Below are 18,086 nucleotides of genomic sequence, written 5' to 3' on the forward strand. Positions count from 1 at the left end.
ACTAATTAACGGAGAGATTTTTCAACTGCTCCATCCACTCTTCTGAAGAAGGATCGTCGCGCCAGTTCAGCAGTGATTGAACCTCTCTTTCCTTAATCATACCTGTTTCTGTTGCACATGTTAATAACTCATCGAAATTCGTTAACGTGTGCCATTCGATTTGATGTTGAGAGAAATGTTCTTCACCTTTTTTCATCCCATATGTGAAAATTGCAGCAACACCTAGCACCTCAGCTCCCGCATTCTTCAATTGTGATGCCGCATCGATCGCACTTCCTCCTGTTGAAATGAGGTCTTCGATGACAACTACTTTTTCACCTTTTGTTATTTTTCCTTCGATCACATTTCCTTTTCCATGCCCCTTCGCACTGCTTCTCACATAGACCATAGGAAGATTTAACTTCTCGCTCACCCATGCAGCATGAGGAATTCCTGCAGTTGCCGTTCCTGCGATCACGTCCACATCTCTAAAGCGTTCTTTAATCAAGTTTACAAGACCTTCAGCTATCTCCTTTCTAACAGATGGAAAGGATAATGTAAGCCTGTTATCACAATAGATCGGGGATCTCATTCCAGAAGACCATGTAAACGGATCATTTGGCTTTAAAGTTACAGCTTCAATATCGAGTAGTGCTTTAGCGATTGACTTCATGAAGACTCCCCCATTCTTTTTTTAGACGCTCATACGTTGTTAAAGGCCGTTTCGAACCGGTGATACTCCGACCCACAACAATATAATCACTTCCTAGCATCTTAGCTTTCGAAGGCGTGCACACACGATTCTGGTCGCCTGCGAGGTCACCTTCTAATCGGATGCCTGGCGTAACGGTCAAAAATCTCTTACCGCAAGCTTCTTTGATGACAGGTACTTCCATTGCTGAACTAACTACCCCATCGAGTCCGCTTTCTTTCGATAGCTTTGCAAGCGAGACGACACTATCTTTCATGTTCATGGAGATGTTTAGCTGTTTTTTAATCATCTCTTCAGATGAACTCGTTAACTGCGTAACACCGATACATAACGGGCGTTTTTTCCCAGAAGGGGTACCCATTTCTAAACCTTCTACAGCCGCTTGCATCATTTTCCGGCCACCGCTTGCATGCACGTTGATAAGATCAACGTCGAGCGAAGCTAGTACCTTCATCGACTTACAAACTGTATTCGGAATATCATGTAATTTTAAGTCTAGGAAAATTTTGTGACCCTGACTTTTCAAACGCTCGATCAATTTCGGTCCATAGTTGAAATAGGCTTCCATCCCAACCTTTACGAACAATTGCTCTTGCTTGAATTCTTCTAAAAACGTATCTAGCTCTTCTTTATTCGAGTAGTCTAGCGCGAGGATGATTGAAGTGTCCATTCGTTTTTCCAGCTCCTTCCGATTAATTCATTGATGTGATTTACGCCAAGTTCATCTAATAAAGGAGGGAGATCTTCAATGATTGTAGGGCAACAGAAAGGATCAACGAAATTTGCTGTCCCGACTGCTACTGCGCTTGCGCCAGCTAAGAAGTACTCGACAACGTCTTCAGCCGACTGGATACCTCCCATTCCAATTATCGGAATCGACACTTCTTGACTGACCTGATGAATCATACGAATGGCCACGGGCTTGATTGCAGGTCCTGATAGTCCACCAGCTCCATTCGCAAGAATCGGCTTACCCGTTTTTAAATCGATTCTCATTCCGAGCAGCGTATTGATCATCGTAAGTCCGTCAGCACCTGCTTTTTCAACTGCTTTTGCGATCGATACAATGTCCGTAACATTTGGAGAAAGCTTGACATACACGGGAACACGAGACACTTTTTTAACCTCTTTCGTCACCTCATATGCTGTCTCAGCGACTGTCCCGAATGCTAATCCTCCTTCTTTCACATTCGGACACGAAATATTGAGTTCGAGTGCGTGGACGTTCTCTGCTTTAGAAATCTTTTCTGATACGGCGATATAGTCTTCAATCGTTGACCCGGCAACGTTCGCGATCACGGGAACATCGTATTGGGAAAGCCATGGAAGTTCAGAATGTAAGACATTATCTAAACCTGGGTTTTGAAGCCCGATCGCATTCAGCATCCCAGAAGATGTCTCAGCGACTCGTGGGGTTGGGTTTCCGAATCTGGGTTCTTGTGTCGTTGCCTTCATCATGATTGCGCCGAGTTTCTCAAGATTATAAAACTTACTGTATTCACGGCCAAATCCAAAGCATCCTGAAGCTGGCATCACGGGGTTCTTCAACGAAAGCCCCGGTAACTCGATCGTCAATCGACTCATAAGACTACCTCCCCTGCTTCAAACACTGGTCCATCGCTGCAAACCTTTCGATAAGCTAGATCTGATCCATGAACATGACACACGCATGCTAAACAAGCACCAATTCCACAGCCCATCCTTTGTTCGAGGGATAAATACACCTTGCCTTTAGATCGATACGCCTCAAGAGCTTGAAGCATCGGTGATGGTCCACATGCAAAAAGATAATCGAATGAAAGATCAAGCTGACTTGTAACAAACCCACTTTCTCCGTAGCTCCCATCTGCAGTCGTAATCGTGAGAGGCCCTAGTTCCTTAAATTCTTTCTCATAAAAAACACTTTCTTTCGATTGAAACCCATTTACATGATGAACTGCCACGCCTCTTTCTCTTAATTTTTCTGAGAGGTAGTAAAGTGGCGGAACCCCTATACCACCACCTACAAGTACCGCTTTTTGACCACTTTTAACTTCGTCCACTGGAAATCCATTTCCGAGTGGGCCCAGAATATCGATGACCGCTCCTGGCACCTCGTTCTTTAATAAGTTGGTTCCCTTTCCTTCAGCACGGTAGATCATCGTAAGAAGATGCTCCTCTGGATCAACGTGACAAATGCTGATCGGTCGTCTCAATAGCGGATCTGAACCAGCTCCAGCTTTCACATGAACGAATTGACCTGGTTTGAACTGATCATCGATGCTTTCATGATAGAGGACTGCTTCATAGATGGACGCAACAATCTTCCGCTGGTTCACAAGCTCCGTTTTCAACTGTTTCATGAATGAATCACTTCTTTTTGATGAAATTTAGGCATGCTGACGCTAGAGAACGTCATCGTTTCAAGGACACGAAGGAGCGCTCTTGCAGTGTCTAACGATGTGAAGCATACTACTCCGTTTTCAACAGATTCACGACGAATCCGGAAGCCGTCTCGTGCAGGTTGCTTCCCGCGCGTTAATGTATTGATGACGAACTGCGCTTGCCCTTCACGGATCACGTGTAACAAGTTTGGTTTTTCTGCTCCGATCTTATTGACTGTCGTAACAGGAATTCCGAGCTCACGAATAACATCTGCTGTACCTTCAGTTGCGAGAATATGGTAGCCGATCGCATGGAATCGTTTAACAAGATCTACTCCCTCTTCTTTGTCTTTATCAGCGATCGTGAACAGGACGGATCCATGCGTCGGTATGTTCATCCCTGATGCAACAAGTCCTTTATACAAGGCTTTCTCAAGGGTCGCGTCTCTCCCCATTACTTCTCCGGTCGATTTCATCTCTGGACCCAGCGTGATATCGACACGTCGAAGTTTCGCGAACGAGAATACAGGCACTTTTACAAACACTTCGTCTCGTTCCTCTCCGTAGCCAGTTTCATACCCTAATTGTGCTAGCGTTTGACCGAGGATCACCTTTGTTGCTAAGTTCGCCATCGGTACACCTGTAATCTTACTTAAAAATGGCACCGTACGACTCGATCTTGGATTCACTTCAAGAACATACACGTTGTTTTGTTGGATAACGAACTGGATATTAAGCAAACCTACGATGTTTAATCCTCTCGCCAATTTGATCGTCTGATCGATGAGTGTCTGTTTGATTTCTTCTGATAGACTTTGCGGTGGATATACCGCGATGGAATCACCAGAATGGATGCCAGCTCGTTCAATGTGTTCCATAATTCCAGGGATATAAACGGTGTCGCCATCAGAGATCGCGTCAACTTCAATTTCTTTCCCCATCAAGTAGCGATCGATCAGCACGGGATGCTGGGGATTCACTTTTACCGCGTTCTCCATATAGTGCAGAAGTTCGCTTTCTTTATAGACGATCTCCATTGCTCTTCCTCCGAGTACGTAAGATGGACGAACCAGCACTGGATATCCAATAGTAGAAGCGACGGCCACTGCTTCATCGACTGAAGTAGCTGTTTTCCCTTCAGGTTGAGGGATGTCAAGCGTCTTCATGGTGACTTCGAACTTATCCCTGTCCTCTGCTTTATCCATATCTTCTAATCTTGTTCCTAAGATCTTAACGCCCCTCGCAGAAAGCTCATCTGCAAGGTTTATCGCTGTTTGACCTCCAAACTGAACGATAACTCCCGTTGGTTTTTCAAGCTCAATCACGTGCATAACGTCTTCGACAGTTAACGGTTCGAAGTACAGCTTGTCAGAGATACTGAAGTCAGTCGATACGGTTTCAGGGTTGTTGTTGATGATAATCGCTTCGTACCCCGCTTCACGGATCGCCCATACACTGTGAACGGTCGCGTAATCAAATTCAATTCCTTGACCGATTCGGATTGGACCAGACCCTAAAACGAGTACGCTTTCCTTCGACGTTTGAACAGATTCATTTTCATCTTCGTAAGAAGAATAGTAGTATGGCGTTTCAGATTCAAATTCACCTGCGCATGTATCGACCATCTTATATACTGGTACGATTCCTTCTCTCATACGTAGCGTATAGATCGCTCTTTCTTCTTCATTCCATAATTGTGCGATGAAACTATCTGTAAATCCTTTTTCTTTTGCTTCTCGTAACAGCTCCATGCTCCCTTTATTTTCAGTAAGTGTTTGTTCGAGCGTAATCATCCCTTCTAACTTCGTGAGAAAATAATAGTCGATCGCACTCCATTCGTGAATTTCTTGTATCGTTTTCCCTCTTCTTAGGGCTTCAGCTATTACAAAGATTCTTTCATCATCAGCATGTCTAATTCGTTCTTCCATTTCTTCGTCACTGATCTCACTCATCGAAGGGATCAAAAGATGATCGACGTTCGATTCAAGTGATCGCACGGCTTTCAACAGCGATTCTTCGATCGTTCTTCCAATCGCCATCACTTCGCCTGTTGCTTTCATCTGTGTTCCAAGCCGGCGATTTGCACTTTCAAACTTATCGAATGGCCACCTTGGAATTTTTGTTACGACATAATCGAGCGCTGGTTCAAAGCTTGAATACGTTTTTCCTGTTACAGGATTCTTCATCTCTGAAAGAGACAAGCCGACAGCGATTTTTGCAGCGAGCTTTGCGATTGGATAACCTGTCGCTTTTGAAGCTAATGCGGACGATCTACTAACCCGAGGGTTTACTTCGATGATGTAATATTGAAAGCTATATGGATCAAGAGCTAGTTGGATATTACATCCTCCTTCAATCTGAAGCGCACGGATCACTTTTAAGGCTACGTTTCTAAGCATCTGATAGTCGCGATCAGAAAGCGTTTGACTCGGAGCGACAACGATTGAATCTCCCGTATGAATGCCTACCGGATCGATGTTTTCCATATTACAAACGACGATCGCTTGATCCTGACCATCTCTCATCACTTCATACTCAACTTCTTTAAAGCCAGCGATGCTTTTTTCAACTAAACACTGTGTTACAGGACTATACTTCAGTCCGCTCGATACGATTTCTTCGAGTTCTTCATCGTTATGAACGATTCCTCCTCCAGTGCCGCCAAGCGTATACGCCGGTCGAACGATGACAGGATACCCGATTCGTTTCACAAATGTATAGGCTTCATCAAGGTTATGAACTATGTCACTTTCAGGAACAGGCTCGTTTAACTTCCTCATCAACTCCCTAAAGAGATCACGATCTTCAGCCTGTTGGATCGCATTCAGGCTCGTTCCTAAAAGTTCTACATTATATTCGGATAAGACGCCTGCTTCTGATAACTCCATTGCTAGGTTTAACCCTGTTTGTCCCCCAAGCGTTGCAAGAAGCGCGTCAGGACGCTCTTTTCTAATAATTTTACTAACGAATTCTAATGTGAGTGGCTCGATGTACACTTCATCTGCTATCGTCGCATCTGTCATGATCGTAGCTGGATTTGAATTTACTAGTATCACTTCGTAACCTTCTTCTTTCAATGCCTGACAAGCTTGTGTACCAGCATAATCAAACTCTGCTGCCTGACCGATGACGATCGGTCCAGAACCGAGCACTAGAATCTTTTGAATATCCGTACGTTTAGGCATATGTTTTTTCCCCCTTATTTGCTGTGATCATCGAAATGAAGTCATCGAACAATTCGTTTGAATCTTCAGGTCCAGGTGATGCTTCTGGATGATACTGCACACTAAAAGCAGCATGCTGTTTATGCTTCACGCCTTCGATCGTGTCGTCATTGATGGCTTTATGAGTAACGACGAGTTCTGTATGAGCAAGCGTAGCAGCGGAAACCGTGTAGCCGTGATTTTGAGACGTGATCGCCACTTTTCCTGTGTTGATCTCCATAACAGGGTGATTTGAACCTCTATGGCCGAATTTCATTTTTTCAGTATCTGCTCCACAAGCTAGCGCAAATAACTGGTGACCAAGACATATTCCGAACAGTGGAATTTTACCAAGCACACCGTTGATCATCTCGATCGCTTCAGGTACATCCTTTGGATCTCCAGGTCCGTTACTGAGCATGATTCCATCTGGGTTCAACCTTAGGATTTCTTCTGCTGACGTGTGGTAAGGAACTACGACAACATCACATTTTCTCTTCGTTAGTTCACGAAGGATGCCATGCTTCATTCCGAAATCAACTAGAACGATTCGGTACCCTCGCCCAGGACTAGCATATGGTGCTTTGATGGAGACTTGTTCAACCTGATTCCGCTTAAGTGGTGTGCTACTTAAGTCTTCAACGATTTTATTCGTATCCACGCCCATCGAACAAAGCTTCCCTTTCATCGTTCCGTTCGCACGAATGAGTTTTGTTAGCTTTCTTGTGTCGATGCCTTCGAGGCCAGGGATGCCTTTGATTCTTAAAAGCTCATCGATCGTCATCTCATTTCGCCAATAGTTTGGCGCTTTCGTTGCTTCTTTTACGATCAAGCCGTGTACGGATGGATTGATCGATTCAAAATCATCCCGGTTAATCCCATAGTTTCCAATTAGCGGGTACGTAAGGGTAACGATTTGCGCACAATAGGATGGGTCAGATAATATTTCCTGATAACCAGTCATGCCAGTGTTAAAAACAACTTCTCCACTCTTTTCGATTTCACTTCCAAACGCTTTGCCAACAAAGATCGAACCATCTTCAAGAATCAACTGTCTTTTCATTCGTGATCGCTCCCTTTCTCAAAAACCTTTTTTCCATTAACAAGTGTCATCGCAGGCCATCCTTTGCATTTCCAGCCTTTGAACGGAGTATTTCTTCCTTTCGAAACAAACGTATCAGGGTCGATGTGCTCTTCTTTATTCAGATCGATCAGCGTAATATCTGCAGCCGCCCCTTCGTTAAGAGTTCCATGCGGCAGACCAAAAGCTTCAGCAGGCTTAACGGTTAACCAATCAACAAGCTGTTTTAACGTAAACGTTCCTTTTTCAACAAAGTTCGAGTATAAAAGCGGAAATGCTGTTTCGAGTCCTACGATCCCAAAAGGCGCCTTTTCCATCGATGTTGCTTTTTCATCTTCAGCATGAGGCGCATGGTCCGTTGCAATGAAATCGATCGTGCCATCTAAAAGTCCTTCGATCAGGGCTTTCTGATCTTCCTTGGAACGAAGGGGCGGATTCATTTTGTAATTCGTATCGAGACCAGGAATATCATCTTCACAAAGTAGTAGGTGATGTGGTGTTACTTCTGCAGTAACATGGATGCCTGCTCGCTTCGCGTCACGTACTGTGCGGACAGACTCTTTCGTACTGATATGACACACGTGATAGTGCGCTCCTGCTGCTTCTGCGAGGAGCACATCTCTAGCAATATGTACTGATTCACAAACAGAAGGGATGCCATTCAGGTCATATTGCTCTGAAAACTTGCCTTCATGAACGCTACCTTTGTTTATTAACGTGTTTTCTTCACAGTGTGCTACGATCGATAGGCCAGCTGATGCAGCGCGCTTCATTGCTTCTAACATCAAGTTTGCGTTTTGTACGCCTACACCATCGTCAGTTAGAGCGAAAGCCCCTGATGCTCGTAAGCCTTCAAAGTTTGTTAACTCCTCACCAAGCTGCCTCACAGTGATCGAACCATACGGCAGAACACGGACGCTTCCCTTCTCGATTCGCTTCATAAGGTCGGTCATCGTTGATGCTTGGTCAGGCACAGGCCTTGTGTTCGGCATCGCAGCAATCGTTGTGAATCCGCCTTTTGCAGCTGCTTTCGTTCCGGTTTCGATCGTCTCTTTATGCTCACCACCAGGTTCTCTTAGATGAACGTGCAGATCCACAAGACCAGGAACAAGCAGCATTTCTTTTGCATCGAACTCATTGTGGTCAGCTGCGATCGACTCTGATATCCTCTCAATCTTTCCTTCTTCTGAAATAAGAACGTCACGTTTTTCAAGATTACCAGTTTCATTTACTAGCAAGGCATTTTTTATGATCATTACACATACATCCCTTTCTTATTGGAGTGAAGAACTCGGTTAAGGACAGCCATACGGACATAAACGCCGTTCTCCATTTGCTTAAAGATACGTGAGCGGTCACATTCTACTAATGATGTATCGATTTCAACCCCTCGATTTACTGGAGCAGGATGCATGATAATGCTGTTTCGCTTCATGTTCTTTTCACGCTCTACTGTAAGACCATGATCAGCGAGATAAGAGGCGTTTTCGTTCGTCTGTTGATGATGGCGCTCATTTTGGATTCGAAGGAGCATCACAACGTCAGCTTCTCTTACTGCTTCATCCATCGTGATGTATGGATATGCTCCGATCGAATCATCGCGCCAAGCCTCTGGTCCTGAGAATGAGACGAGGGCACCAAGTCTCGTCAAGACATATGCATTGGACCTTGCCACACGACTATGCTTGATATCACCAGCGATAACAACTCGCAATCCCCTGAACGAACCGAACTCTTGCTTGATCGTCAATAGATCTAGTAGTGATTGTGTAGGATGATGTCCACATCCATCTCCAGCATTAATGATCGATAGTGATGTTCTTTCTAATAAAGACTCGAAATATCTTTCTTTTGGGTGACGGATTACAGCTGCTTTTGCGCCTATTGCTTCTAACGTTTTAATCGTGTCATACAGGCTCTCACCTTTTTGCACGCTCGAGCCCGCAGCTTCAAAGTTTAATGTGTGGCATCCTAGTCGCTTCTGTGCGACTTCAAAACTAAAACGTGTTCTCGTCGATGGTTCAAAGAACAAATTCGCAACAAAAACAGTAGGGTACTCTATGGTTTCTTTACCTAACCGGAAGCGTTCTGCCATATGAAGAAGGTCTTCGATGTCACCCGGCTCGATCGATTGCATATCGAGTAAATGCTTCATCCTATCACTCCTCTATTTTTCTACATAAGTAACTTCACAAAAAAACACCCTGAACAGATTCAGGGTGTAGGAAAGTTGACGCGATAGATCTCGCGCCTTTTTCTCACCCTTTTAGGTCTCTCTGTACCTTTTTAAAGGATGTAACTATGCAGCTGTATGATCATTTTGCTCTTCAAACATATTCTCAATCGATTCCTGTGTAGTACCACCAGGGAGAATAAGGTTTAAAACGATACCGATGATCGTCGCGAGCGCCATTCCTGCGATTTGTAAGTCTTCAGTTACCTGGATAAACGCTCCTCCGACCCCAATGACCAAGATGACGGATGAGATGATCAAGTTTCGTTTCTCACCTAGATCGATGTTGTTATCGATCAGCATTCTGAGACCAGATGAAGCGATGATCCCGAAGAGTAAGATCGAAACGCCACCCATTACCGCCGTCGGAATGGTAGAGATAAGAGCTGAGACCTTGCCGATAAAGCCGAAGATTAGTGCTAGTACTGCAGCTCCTCCGATAACAAACACGCTGAATACTCGAGTGATCGCAAGAACGCCTATATTTTCACCATATGTTGTATTTGGTGGCCCGCCTAGCAATGAAGCGATGATCGTCGCCACACCATCACCAAGAATCGATCGATGGAGACCTGGTGTCTTCAAAAAATTACGTCCCGCTACTTTACTTAATACCATCTGGTCACCGATGTGCTCAGCGATCGTTACCGTTGCGATCGGAACCATGACGAAAAGAATTTCCCAAGAAAAGACTTGTGCTGGGTTATAATCTGCGAAAGGAATAATGAAGTCTGGCACCTCGAAAAACGATGCTTCTCTTACTGGACTGAAATCAACGAGACCTACAAAATAAGCGAACGTATATCCTGAAACGATACCGATCAAGATTGGAATAAGGCTTAAAAATCCTCTTAGGAAGATCGATGCTAAAATCGTAACACCAAGCGTGACAAGAGCCACTGTGAAGTGAATGCCGCTATAAGCTTCCGTTTCAGGATTGTTCATCGCCATGCTGATGGCAGTACCTGCAAGGCCAAGACCAATCACCATGATGACAGGACCAACGACGATCGGAGGTAGCAGTCTCAAAAGCCAGTTTAAACCTGCCGCCCGAATCGCAATGGCTACGATTCCGTAAACAATACCAGCGAAGAACGTCCCGATCATCGCCCCTTCAGGTCCCCCTAGTGATACGGCTGAAATGATAGGCGCGATGAATGCGAACGATGATCCTAGATATGCTGGGATCTTCCCCCTCGTAATCAGTAGATAAGAGAGGGTTCCAAGACCACTAGATGCGAGTGCTACTGCTGGATCAAGTCCTACTAAGAACGGGACGAGTATCGTAGCACCGAACATTGCGAATAAATGCTGAAGGCTTAAAGTTACCCATGTTGTTGTTTTTGGTACTTCTCGGATTCCTAATTCATGTTTCATCGTTATTTCCTCCTCGGATGTGCGTCCCGGCTAGAAGGAGGTATAAAAAAACTCCTTGCTTAGCCGCAAGGAGGTACACGCGTGTCCTGATCGAACAGCGTCTCCTCCCTTGGCTGTCTCTCTGGACTACCTTAAAGGGAGCACGTTATTGGTTTTTACTTAGCGTGTTTAATGCTTACTCTATCGAAATCATCTACTTCTGTTAGTGCAACCTCAATAATTTCTTCCTTCGAAGTTGGTACATTCTTTCCCACATAATCCGGTCGAATCGGAAGCTCTCTATGGCCTCGATCGACTAGAACAGCTAGCTGAATCTGAGAAGGTCTGCCTAGATCCATCAAGGCGTCCATCGCTGCTCGAACAGTTCGCCCTGTGAAAAGAACATCATCGACTAGGATGACTTTTTGATCAGTAACAGCACTCTCAATACTTGTGCCTTTAATCTTCGGATCTTGATTTTCATGTTTTAATGAAAGGTCGTCACGGTACATCGTAATATCGATTTCTCCTACCGGTATGCTCGAGCCTTCGATTTGTGCGATGCGCTCAGCTAAACGCTCTGCTAAGTAGATTCCTCTTGTTTTGATCCCAACGAGCATCGCATGTTGGATCCCTTTATTTCGTTCAATGATTTCATGAGCAATTCTTGTTAACGCTCTTCGAATCGCTTGATCATCGAGTAAAACCCTCTTATCTTCCATTCGTCTCTTCCTTTCAGCTTAACTGCTTTGGTCCAACGTCACTAAAAAACCCTTTTGCCATGGAGGCAAAAGGGTTTTGGGCATACGAAACACACGTTACGTACATAGCCGTTTTTCCTTTGTAGCCTCACGGGACCATCGTTAAAGGATTGCTATATTGTCTACATGTAGTATGGCAGAGCCGTGAAAACCTGTCAACCGCTTTTTATCTTCTTAAACGCGTTAACAGCTTTTCCATATCTTCAGGAACTTCCCGAGAAAACTCGAGCCACTCTTCAGTCACAGGGTGCTTGAAACCTAATACACCAGCATGTAACGCTTGTCCATCGATCGGCAACGTTTTTTTTCTTGGTCCATATTTAGGATCCCCTGCAACAGGATGATCGATGTATTTCATATGAACACGGATTTGATGAGTACGGCCTGTTTCAAGCTGGCACTCTACGTAAGTATAGTGATCATAACGCTCTAACACTTTAAAATGCGTAACTGCATCTCGGCTATGCTCATCTGTAACGGTCATCTTCTGGCGATCCTGCTTGTCTCGACCGATCGGTGCATCGATGGTACCGACATCGTGCTGAATGTTCCCGTGTACAATGGCTTTATAACGACGATTCACCGTTTTCGCTTGAAGCTGCTTAACGAGTGATTCATGTGCATGATCATTCTTAGCGACCATGAGCAATCCAGAAGTGTCCTTATCGATTCGATGAACGATCCCTGGTCTAATCACGCCGTTGATTCCACTTAAATCACGAACTTGGTGCATCAAGCCGTTTACAAGCGTTCCGCTTGGATGTCCTGGTGCAGGATGTACGACCATTCCTCTAGGCTTGTAGACGACTAATACATCTTGATCTTCATATACGATATCTAAGTCAAGATCTTCAGGTACAACTTCGAGCGTTTCTGGTTCAGGGACGCTCACAACGATTTCATCGTTCTCCGAAACTTTGTAGTTTCCTTTCACAACTTCACCGTTCACCTGAACTTGTTCTTCTTTGATCCAGGTTTGAACCTGGCTACGAGACCAGTCTTGATCGAATGTCGGTATCACTTTATCGATCCGCTGGCCTTTATTTTCAGTACTTACTGTAAAAACGAACTTTTCCATTACTTATCTCCTTCAGCTTGCTTACTTTCAAATATCGTCCCGATAAAGATGAGGATGACCCCTACAACGAGTGAAGCATCCGCAACATTGAAGATCGGAAAGTCATACGAGAAGATATACGTGTTAACAAAATCTACGACTTCTCCTCTAAAGACACGATCGATAAAGTTCCCCACTGCACCGCCTAATATTAAAGCAAGGGTAACACTGACGAACTTGCTGTGTTTATATTGATTCATATAGTATAAAACAGCGACAATCACAATAACCGTAATAATGTAAAAGAAAATCATCTGACCTTGAAGGATGCCAAACGCAGCTCCTCTATTTCGATGTGAAGTCAGATAGAGAAAGTCGTTGATGAGTTTGATCGACTCTCCATATTCCATATTTTTAACAACAAGCCATTTGGTCCATTGATCTAGTATAACTATGCCAATGGCTATTAAATATTTCCACACGTGCGCTCCCCCGATCGAATGATACTTCCTATGAAAGTTTAGCACAGGATTCATTCCTGTACAATGTGAACGTTAACCGTAAACGCTTTGCATGGTGCAAAGTGCTCAGGGTATCGGGAACGCAATAACAGTAGCTGGAGTATAATTTGAGCTGACCGCCATTTCTGTGAATCTGAGCAGGAACCATAAGCCCTTTGCTCATGAATAAATTCATTTAAAAGTAACGTGGTAGCTCAAATAACTGTTCATAAATAAATCAAGCGCTTTGCATACAGCAAAGCGCTTTTTACTATTAATAATGATTTTTTACAGTTTCAGCACAATCTACGCAAAGAGTAGGATACGTTTCATCTTGTCCTACAGTCTCTGTTACTCTCCAGCAACGTTCACACGTTTCGCCTTCTGCAGGGGAAACCATGATCGCTAGCTCTTCGTAATTCTTTGCTTCTGATGGAGCTTCAGATTTACTTCCTGCAACGGATGCTGCAGAAACGATCAAGAGCTTATCGAGGTTATCGATGCCATCAAGAAGTTCTTTCGCTTCACCATCCGCATAGATATGAAGCTGAGCCGTTAAGGACTTCCCGATTTTCTTTTCGTTACGTGCTTCTTCTAGTGCCTTTAGAACTTCATCACGTAGGTCCATCACATGATCCCACTTGCTTTCAAGTTCAGAAGTTCCTTCGAAGTTCTTCACTTCAGGCATGTCAGAAAGCTGAACGTACTCTTCTTTTTCACCCGGTACAAACTGCCATACTTCTTCAGCAGTATGTGGGATGATCGGTGATAGTAGCTTCGTCAATGCAACAGCCGTTTGATAAAGAACCGTTTGAATCGCTCGGCGCTTCGGATGGTCTTCGTGCTCGATATATAGCGTATCTTTCGCGATATCAAGATAGAATGAGCTCATCTCTGTAGTAAAGAAGTTATGAATGGTATTGTAAACCGTTAAGAACTGATACTCATCATATGCTTTCTTTACTTTCGTCACAACGTTATTCAACTTCACGAGCATGTATTGATCGAGCTCACTAAGGTTTTCATAGGAAACACTGTTCAGAGCTGGATCAAAGCCTTCTAGGTTTCCGAGCATAAACCTAAACGTGTTACGGATCTTTCTATACACTTCTGCTACTTGCTTGAGAATCTCATTTGAGACACGAACATCAGCCTGATAGTCAGCAGAAGATACCCATAAACGTAAGATGTCTGCACCGAGCTGCTTCATCACGTCGTTTGGAACCATTACGTTTCCAAGTGATTTACTCATCTTTTTACCTTCTCCGTCAAGAACAAACCCGTGACTCAGCACTGCTTTGTAAGGTGCTTTACCAGTTACTGCGACAGAAGTAGAAAGAGAAGAGTTGAACCAGCCTCTGTACTGGTCAGATCCTTCTAGATATAAATCTGCAGGTCGCGCAAGGTCGCTGCGCTCTTCAAGCACTGCTTGATGGGAAGAACCAGAATCAAACCAAACGTCCATAATGTCCATTTCTTTACGGAACGTACCATTCGGGCTGTGTTCAGACGTAAACCCTTCTGGTAATAGCTCTTTCGCATCCCATTCAAACCAGATGTTTGAACCGTGCTGACGGAATAGCTCTGAGACATGCTCGATCGTTTCGTCTGTTAAGATCGGCTCATCGTTCTCACCGTAAAAGACTGGGATCGGAACACCCCATGCGCGCTGGCGAGAAATACACCAATCTTCACGGTCTTTCACCATGTTGTGAAGACGAAGCTCTCCCCAAGTCGGGAACCATTCTACATCCGCAACAGCTTGCAGAAGTTCAGGTCGGAACTGCTTGATTGAAGCAAACCACTGCTCAGTTGCACGGAAGATGATCGGCTTTTTCGTACGCCAGTCGTGTGGATAGGAGTGTGTGAAGAATGAAAGCTTTACTAGAGCTCCAGCTTCTTCAAGCTTTTCAGTGATCGGCTTGTTTGCTTTATCATAGAACAAGCCTTCAAAACCTGGCGCTTCATTCGTGAAAACACCCTTCTCATCTACTGGGCACAAGATATCGAGCTTGTATTTTCTTCCGATTGCATAATCATCTTCACCGTGTCCAGGTGCTGTATGAACGCAACCAGTACCAGCATCAAGCGTGACATGATCACCAAGAATGACAAGGGACTCACGATCATATAGAGGATGCTGTGCTGTAACGTATTCAAGCTCGCTTCCTTTTACGCGATTTAGTTCATTCACTGTATTCCATTCAAACTCTTCTTTAAGTTGGTCAACTAATTCTGTAGCGACGATGTACTTGCTTCCATCAGCTTCAACAACACTATACTCAAATGAAGCATTGAGTGCGATCCCAAGGTTTGAAGGAATTGTCCAAGGGGTCGTTGTCCAGATGATGAACTTCTCATCTCCGTTTAGTACGCCTTTTCCATCCTTAACTTGGAAAGCAACATAGATGGATGGAGAGCGTTTGTCCTGGTATTCGATTTCAGCTTCAGCTAGCGCTGATTCTGAAGTAGGAGACCAGTAAACAGTTTTCTTATCTTTGTAGATATATCCACGCTTCGCCATTTCGCCAAACACTTTGATCTGTTGCGCTTCGTACCCTTTGTTCAGTGTGATATAAGGGTTATCCCAGTCTCCGCGAACGCCAAGGCGTTTGAACTGCTCACGCTGACGATCAACTTGCTTTAGCGCATATTCTTCACACTTCTTACGGAATTCAGCTACTGTTAACTTCTTTCGATCCACACCTTTTTTCGTAAGTGCTTGCTCGATCGGAAGACCGTGAGTATCCCAACCTGGAACATACGGTGCATGAAATCCGTTCATGGATTTGTAACGAACAATCATGTCTTTCAATACTTTGTTTTCTGCGTGACCGATATGGATGTCTCCATTTGCATATGGAGGGCCATCATGCAGTACAAAAAGAGGACGATCCTTCGTTCTTTCCTGTACTTTCTCATAAAGGTTGTTTTCTTCCCATTCTTTTTGCATATCAGGTTCTTTGTTTGGCAGATTACCGCGCATTGGGAACTTCGTTTTTGGCATCAATAGTGTTTCTTTAAAGCTCATGTCCTTCCTCCTTCAATATCGTACGCTGCATTTCCTTAATAACATAAAAAAACCTTCTCATCCCTATAGGGACGAGAAGGTTTTCCCGTGGTACCACCCAACTTAAGCACACAATGTGCTCACTTTGCATTCGTAACGTGAATGATACGCCGGGGCTTACTTTATGTTCAGCTCGGGACTCAGGGGTGATCTTCACCGGTTGCTTAACGCCAGGCTCACACCAACCCCAGCTCGCTTTGTTAAGTGTAACCAGTTACTCTTCCCATCGCAGTCGTTCTTAATCATTATTTTGTAAGAAACAGCTTACACCATTTCTTATGTCTATGTGCTTTTGATTGAAGATGTTAATCCAGTTGTAGGACCAACTTCCATTAAAGTATATCAAAAGTATAGTGTATTCAATTTTAATAAGTCAAGAAAATGCGAAATAAATGTTAAAAGTTTACCTTATGCGTTTTCTTGAATATGCTCTTCTTCTTCATCAAAACGAGCAGCCAGCCCGTCCCAATCTTCATTCGTCAGCATCTCAAGCTGCGCTTCGACAAGCATACGGAAACGTGTGCGGTAAACGGAAGCTTGCTTTTTCAATTCTTCATTTTCGAGTGAGATCTTTCTCGCTTTAGCTAACGAATCATTGATGATGCGGTCAGCGTTCTTTTCCGCTTCTTTTAGGATCAAACGGGATTCTTTCGTTGCACTCTGCTTTACTTCTTCAGCCGTTTCTTGAGCGACAAGAATCGATTTATTCAATGTTTCCTCAAGGTTTGAGAAGTGTCCTAGTCTTTCTTCTAGGATCTTTACTCTCTCATTTAGCTCTTTCTTTTCTCTGATAACAGTTTCGTAATCTTTAATGACTTGATCTAAAAACTCATTTACCTCATCTTCATCATAACCGCGGAATCCGCGAGTAAATTCTTTGTTATGAATATCTAATGGTGTTAAAGGCAATTCAGCCACCTCCGGTTTGCTCTCTTTTATGTCCCAACTCGTAATTCGACAATCTCTACGGGCAATCCTTCTAAATCTGTCAAATTATTTTCTTTTACTATACGTGATTCGCCATTTTTCTTTCTTTGTTTTACCGTCGATCGAATTCACCTTACTTCTCCCCGAACCCCTTAGGGATAAATAATCTCCCGCTTTTACTTCGGTTGCGGGTTGATCGACGACTTTCCAATTAAGTTTAGCACGCTCATGTTCGATCATAGGAGATACCTTTGACCTAGATAGATTGTATATCTCTGCTAATACAGCATCGAGGCGAAGGCTACTAACGGTACCCGATTGTTCCTCCCACCTTATAGGAGGAACGTTGATCTGTGATGGTGAAATCACCTCTGGCGTGATCGAAGCTTTACCAGCTTGAGTTAAATTCATCTTAATATAATCCGCTACTTCTTTAGCTACGATAAGCTGTGCAAGTCCATCCTGCACAAAAATATCACCAAACTTTTCCCGCTTTAATCCAAGTCCCATCAGCGCACCGAGAAGATCTGGGTGCGATAATGTAACGAATTTTGAGGGATATGTAATGTCTAATGCAGCTATGTCATAATCTTCAGCTGTTGCTGTTATATAAGGTGGAAGAAGCAGTGCACGCTGCCGTTCTGCTCCGTCCACGCCTCCTGAAAAAGATACGCTCACATCGGGATGATTTCCAATTACTTGTGTAACGATATCCTGCTCTCTTGGATCTAGGAAATCAGTGAGTTTCGGAGAGTATCTGTCTTCAACTTCCCCTTGCCACTCTAACACACGATCAACAAACGTTCTTTCTTCAGGACGATAGTGTTCGTATATCGACATGGAA

General features: G+C 44.0%; 15 protein-coding genes and 1 other annotated feature. All 15 genes read right to left on the reverse strand.

Features of this window, described 5'->3' with window-relative positions; translation table 11 throughout:
• Position 1 precedes the first annotated feature (1 nt).
• The gene (gene pyrE / locus ACXADT_RS15155) at positions 2–652 is read right to left on the reverse strand and encodes an orotate phosphoribosyltransferase (protein WP_474812136.1); all 651 of its coding nucleotides are present in this window, start codon (positions 650–652) and stop codon (positions 2–4) included.
• On the reverse strand, positions 636–1,361 hold the full coding sequence (gene pyrF, locus ACXADT_RS15160; RefSeq protein ID WP_474831790.1) for an orotidine-5'-phosphate decarboxylase: 726 nt from the start codon (positions 1,359–1,361) through the stop codon (positions 636–638). The genes pyrE and pyrF overlap by 17 nt, the downstream gene beginning before the upstream one ends.
• Positions 1,334–2,275, reverse strand: a complete 942-nt coding sequence (locus ACXADT_RS15165; protein WP_474831791.1) for a dihydroorotate dehydrogenase — start codon at positions 2,273–2,275, stop codon at positions 1,334–1,336. The genes pyrF and ACXADT_RS15165 overlap by 28 nt, the downstream gene beginning before the upstream one ends.
• Positions 2,272–3,033, reverse strand: coding sequence for a dihydroorotate dehydrogenase electron transfer subunit (locus ACXADT_RS15170; RefSeq protein WP_474831792.1), 762 nt, complete (start codon positions 3,031–3,033; stop codon positions 2,272–2,274). The genes ACXADT_RS15165 and ACXADT_RS15170 overlap by 4 nt, the downstream gene beginning before the upstream one ends.
• A complete protein-coding gene (gene carB / locus ACXADT_RS15175; RefSeq protein WP_474831794.1) occupies positions 3,030–6,239 on the reverse strand; it encodes a carbamoyl-phosphate synthase large subunit in 3,210 nt (1,069 codons plus the stop codon). Before carB ends, ACXADT_RS15170 begins: the two co-directional genes overlap by 4 nt.
• Positions 6,232–7,320, reverse strand: coding sequence for a carbamoyl phosphate synthase small subunit (locus ACXADT_RS15180; protein ID WP_474831795.1), 1,089 nt, complete (start codon positions 7,318–7,320; stop codon positions 6,232–6,234). Before ACXADT_RS15180 ends, carB begins: the two co-directional genes overlap by 8 nt.
• Positions 7,317–8,594 (reverse strand): dihydroorotase, encoded by a 1,278-nt coding sequence (locus ACXADT_RS15185; protein ID WP_474831796.1) that lies wholly within the window; start codon positions 8,592–8,594, stop codon positions 7,317–7,319. The genes ACXADT_RS15180 and ACXADT_RS15185 overlap by 4 nt, the downstream gene beginning before the upstream one ends.
• Positions 8,594–9,493, reverse strand: coding sequence for an aspartate carbamoyltransferase catalytic subunit (locus tag ACXADT_RS15190; RefSeq protein ID WP_270181807.1), 900 nt, complete (start codon positions 9,491–9,493; stop codon positions 8,594–8,596). Before ACXADT_RS15190 ends, ACXADT_RS15185 begins: the two co-directional genes overlap by 1 nt.
• Positions 9,494–9,637: 144 nt before the next feature.
• The gene (locus ACXADT_RS15195; RefSeq protein ID WP_270181806.1) at positions 9,638–10,948 is read right to left on the reverse strand and encodes a solute carrier family 23 protein; all 1,311 of its coding nucleotides are present in this window, start codon (positions 10,946–10,948) and stop codon (positions 9,638–9,640) included.
• Between the two features lie 155 nt (positions 10,949–11,103).
• Complete coding sequence (pyrR, locus tag ACXADT_RS15200) at positions 11,104–11,649, reverse strand: bifunctional pyr operon transcriptional regulator/uracil phosphoribosyltransferase PyrR (protein ID WP_474831798.1); 546 nt, start codon at positions 11,647–11,649, stop codon at positions 11,104–11,106.
• 205 nt (positions 11,650–11,854) lie between these two features.
• Positions 11,855–12,766, reverse strand: coding sequence for an RluA family pseudouridine synthase (locus ACXADT_RS15205; RefSeq protein WP_270181804.1), 912 nt, complete (start codon positions 12,764–12,766; stop codon positions 11,855–11,857).
• Entirely contained in the window at positions 12,766–13,227 is a 462-nt protein-coding gene (gene lspA, locus ACXADT_RS15210) for a signal peptidase II (RefSeq protein ID WP_270182060.1), read from the reverse strand. The genes ACXADT_RS15205 and lspA overlap by 1 nt, the downstream gene beginning before the upstream one ends.
• 292 nt (positions 13,228–13,519) lie before the next feature.
• Complete coding sequence (gene ileS / locus ACXADT_RS15215; protein ID WP_270181803.1) at positions 13,520–16,276, reverse strand: isoleucine--tRNA ligase; 2,757 nt, start codon at positions 16,274–16,276, stop codon at positions 13,520–13,522.
• A 64-nt stretch (positions 16,277–16,340) separates the two neighbouring features.
• Positions 16,341–16,554, reverse strand: a binding site (T-box leader).
• Between the two features lie 169 nt (positions 16,555–16,723).
• Positions 16,724–17,224 (reverse strand): DivIVA domain-containing protein, encoded by a 501-nt coding sequence (locus ACXADT_RS15220; RefSeq protein WP_270181802.1) that lies wholly within the window; start codon positions 17,222–17,224, stop codon positions 16,724–16,726.
• An 84-nt stretch (positions 17,225–17,308) separates the two neighbouring features.
• Complete coding sequence (locus ACXADT_RS15225; RefSeq protein ID WP_270181801.1) at positions 17,309–18,082, reverse strand: YlmH family RNA-binding protein; 774 nt, start codon at positions 18,080–18,082, stop codon at positions 17,309–17,311.
• Between the last annotated feature and the right edge of the window lie 4 nt (positions 18,083–18,086).

Source organism: Anaerobacillus sp. ABR4_321, from assembly GCF_056158505.1.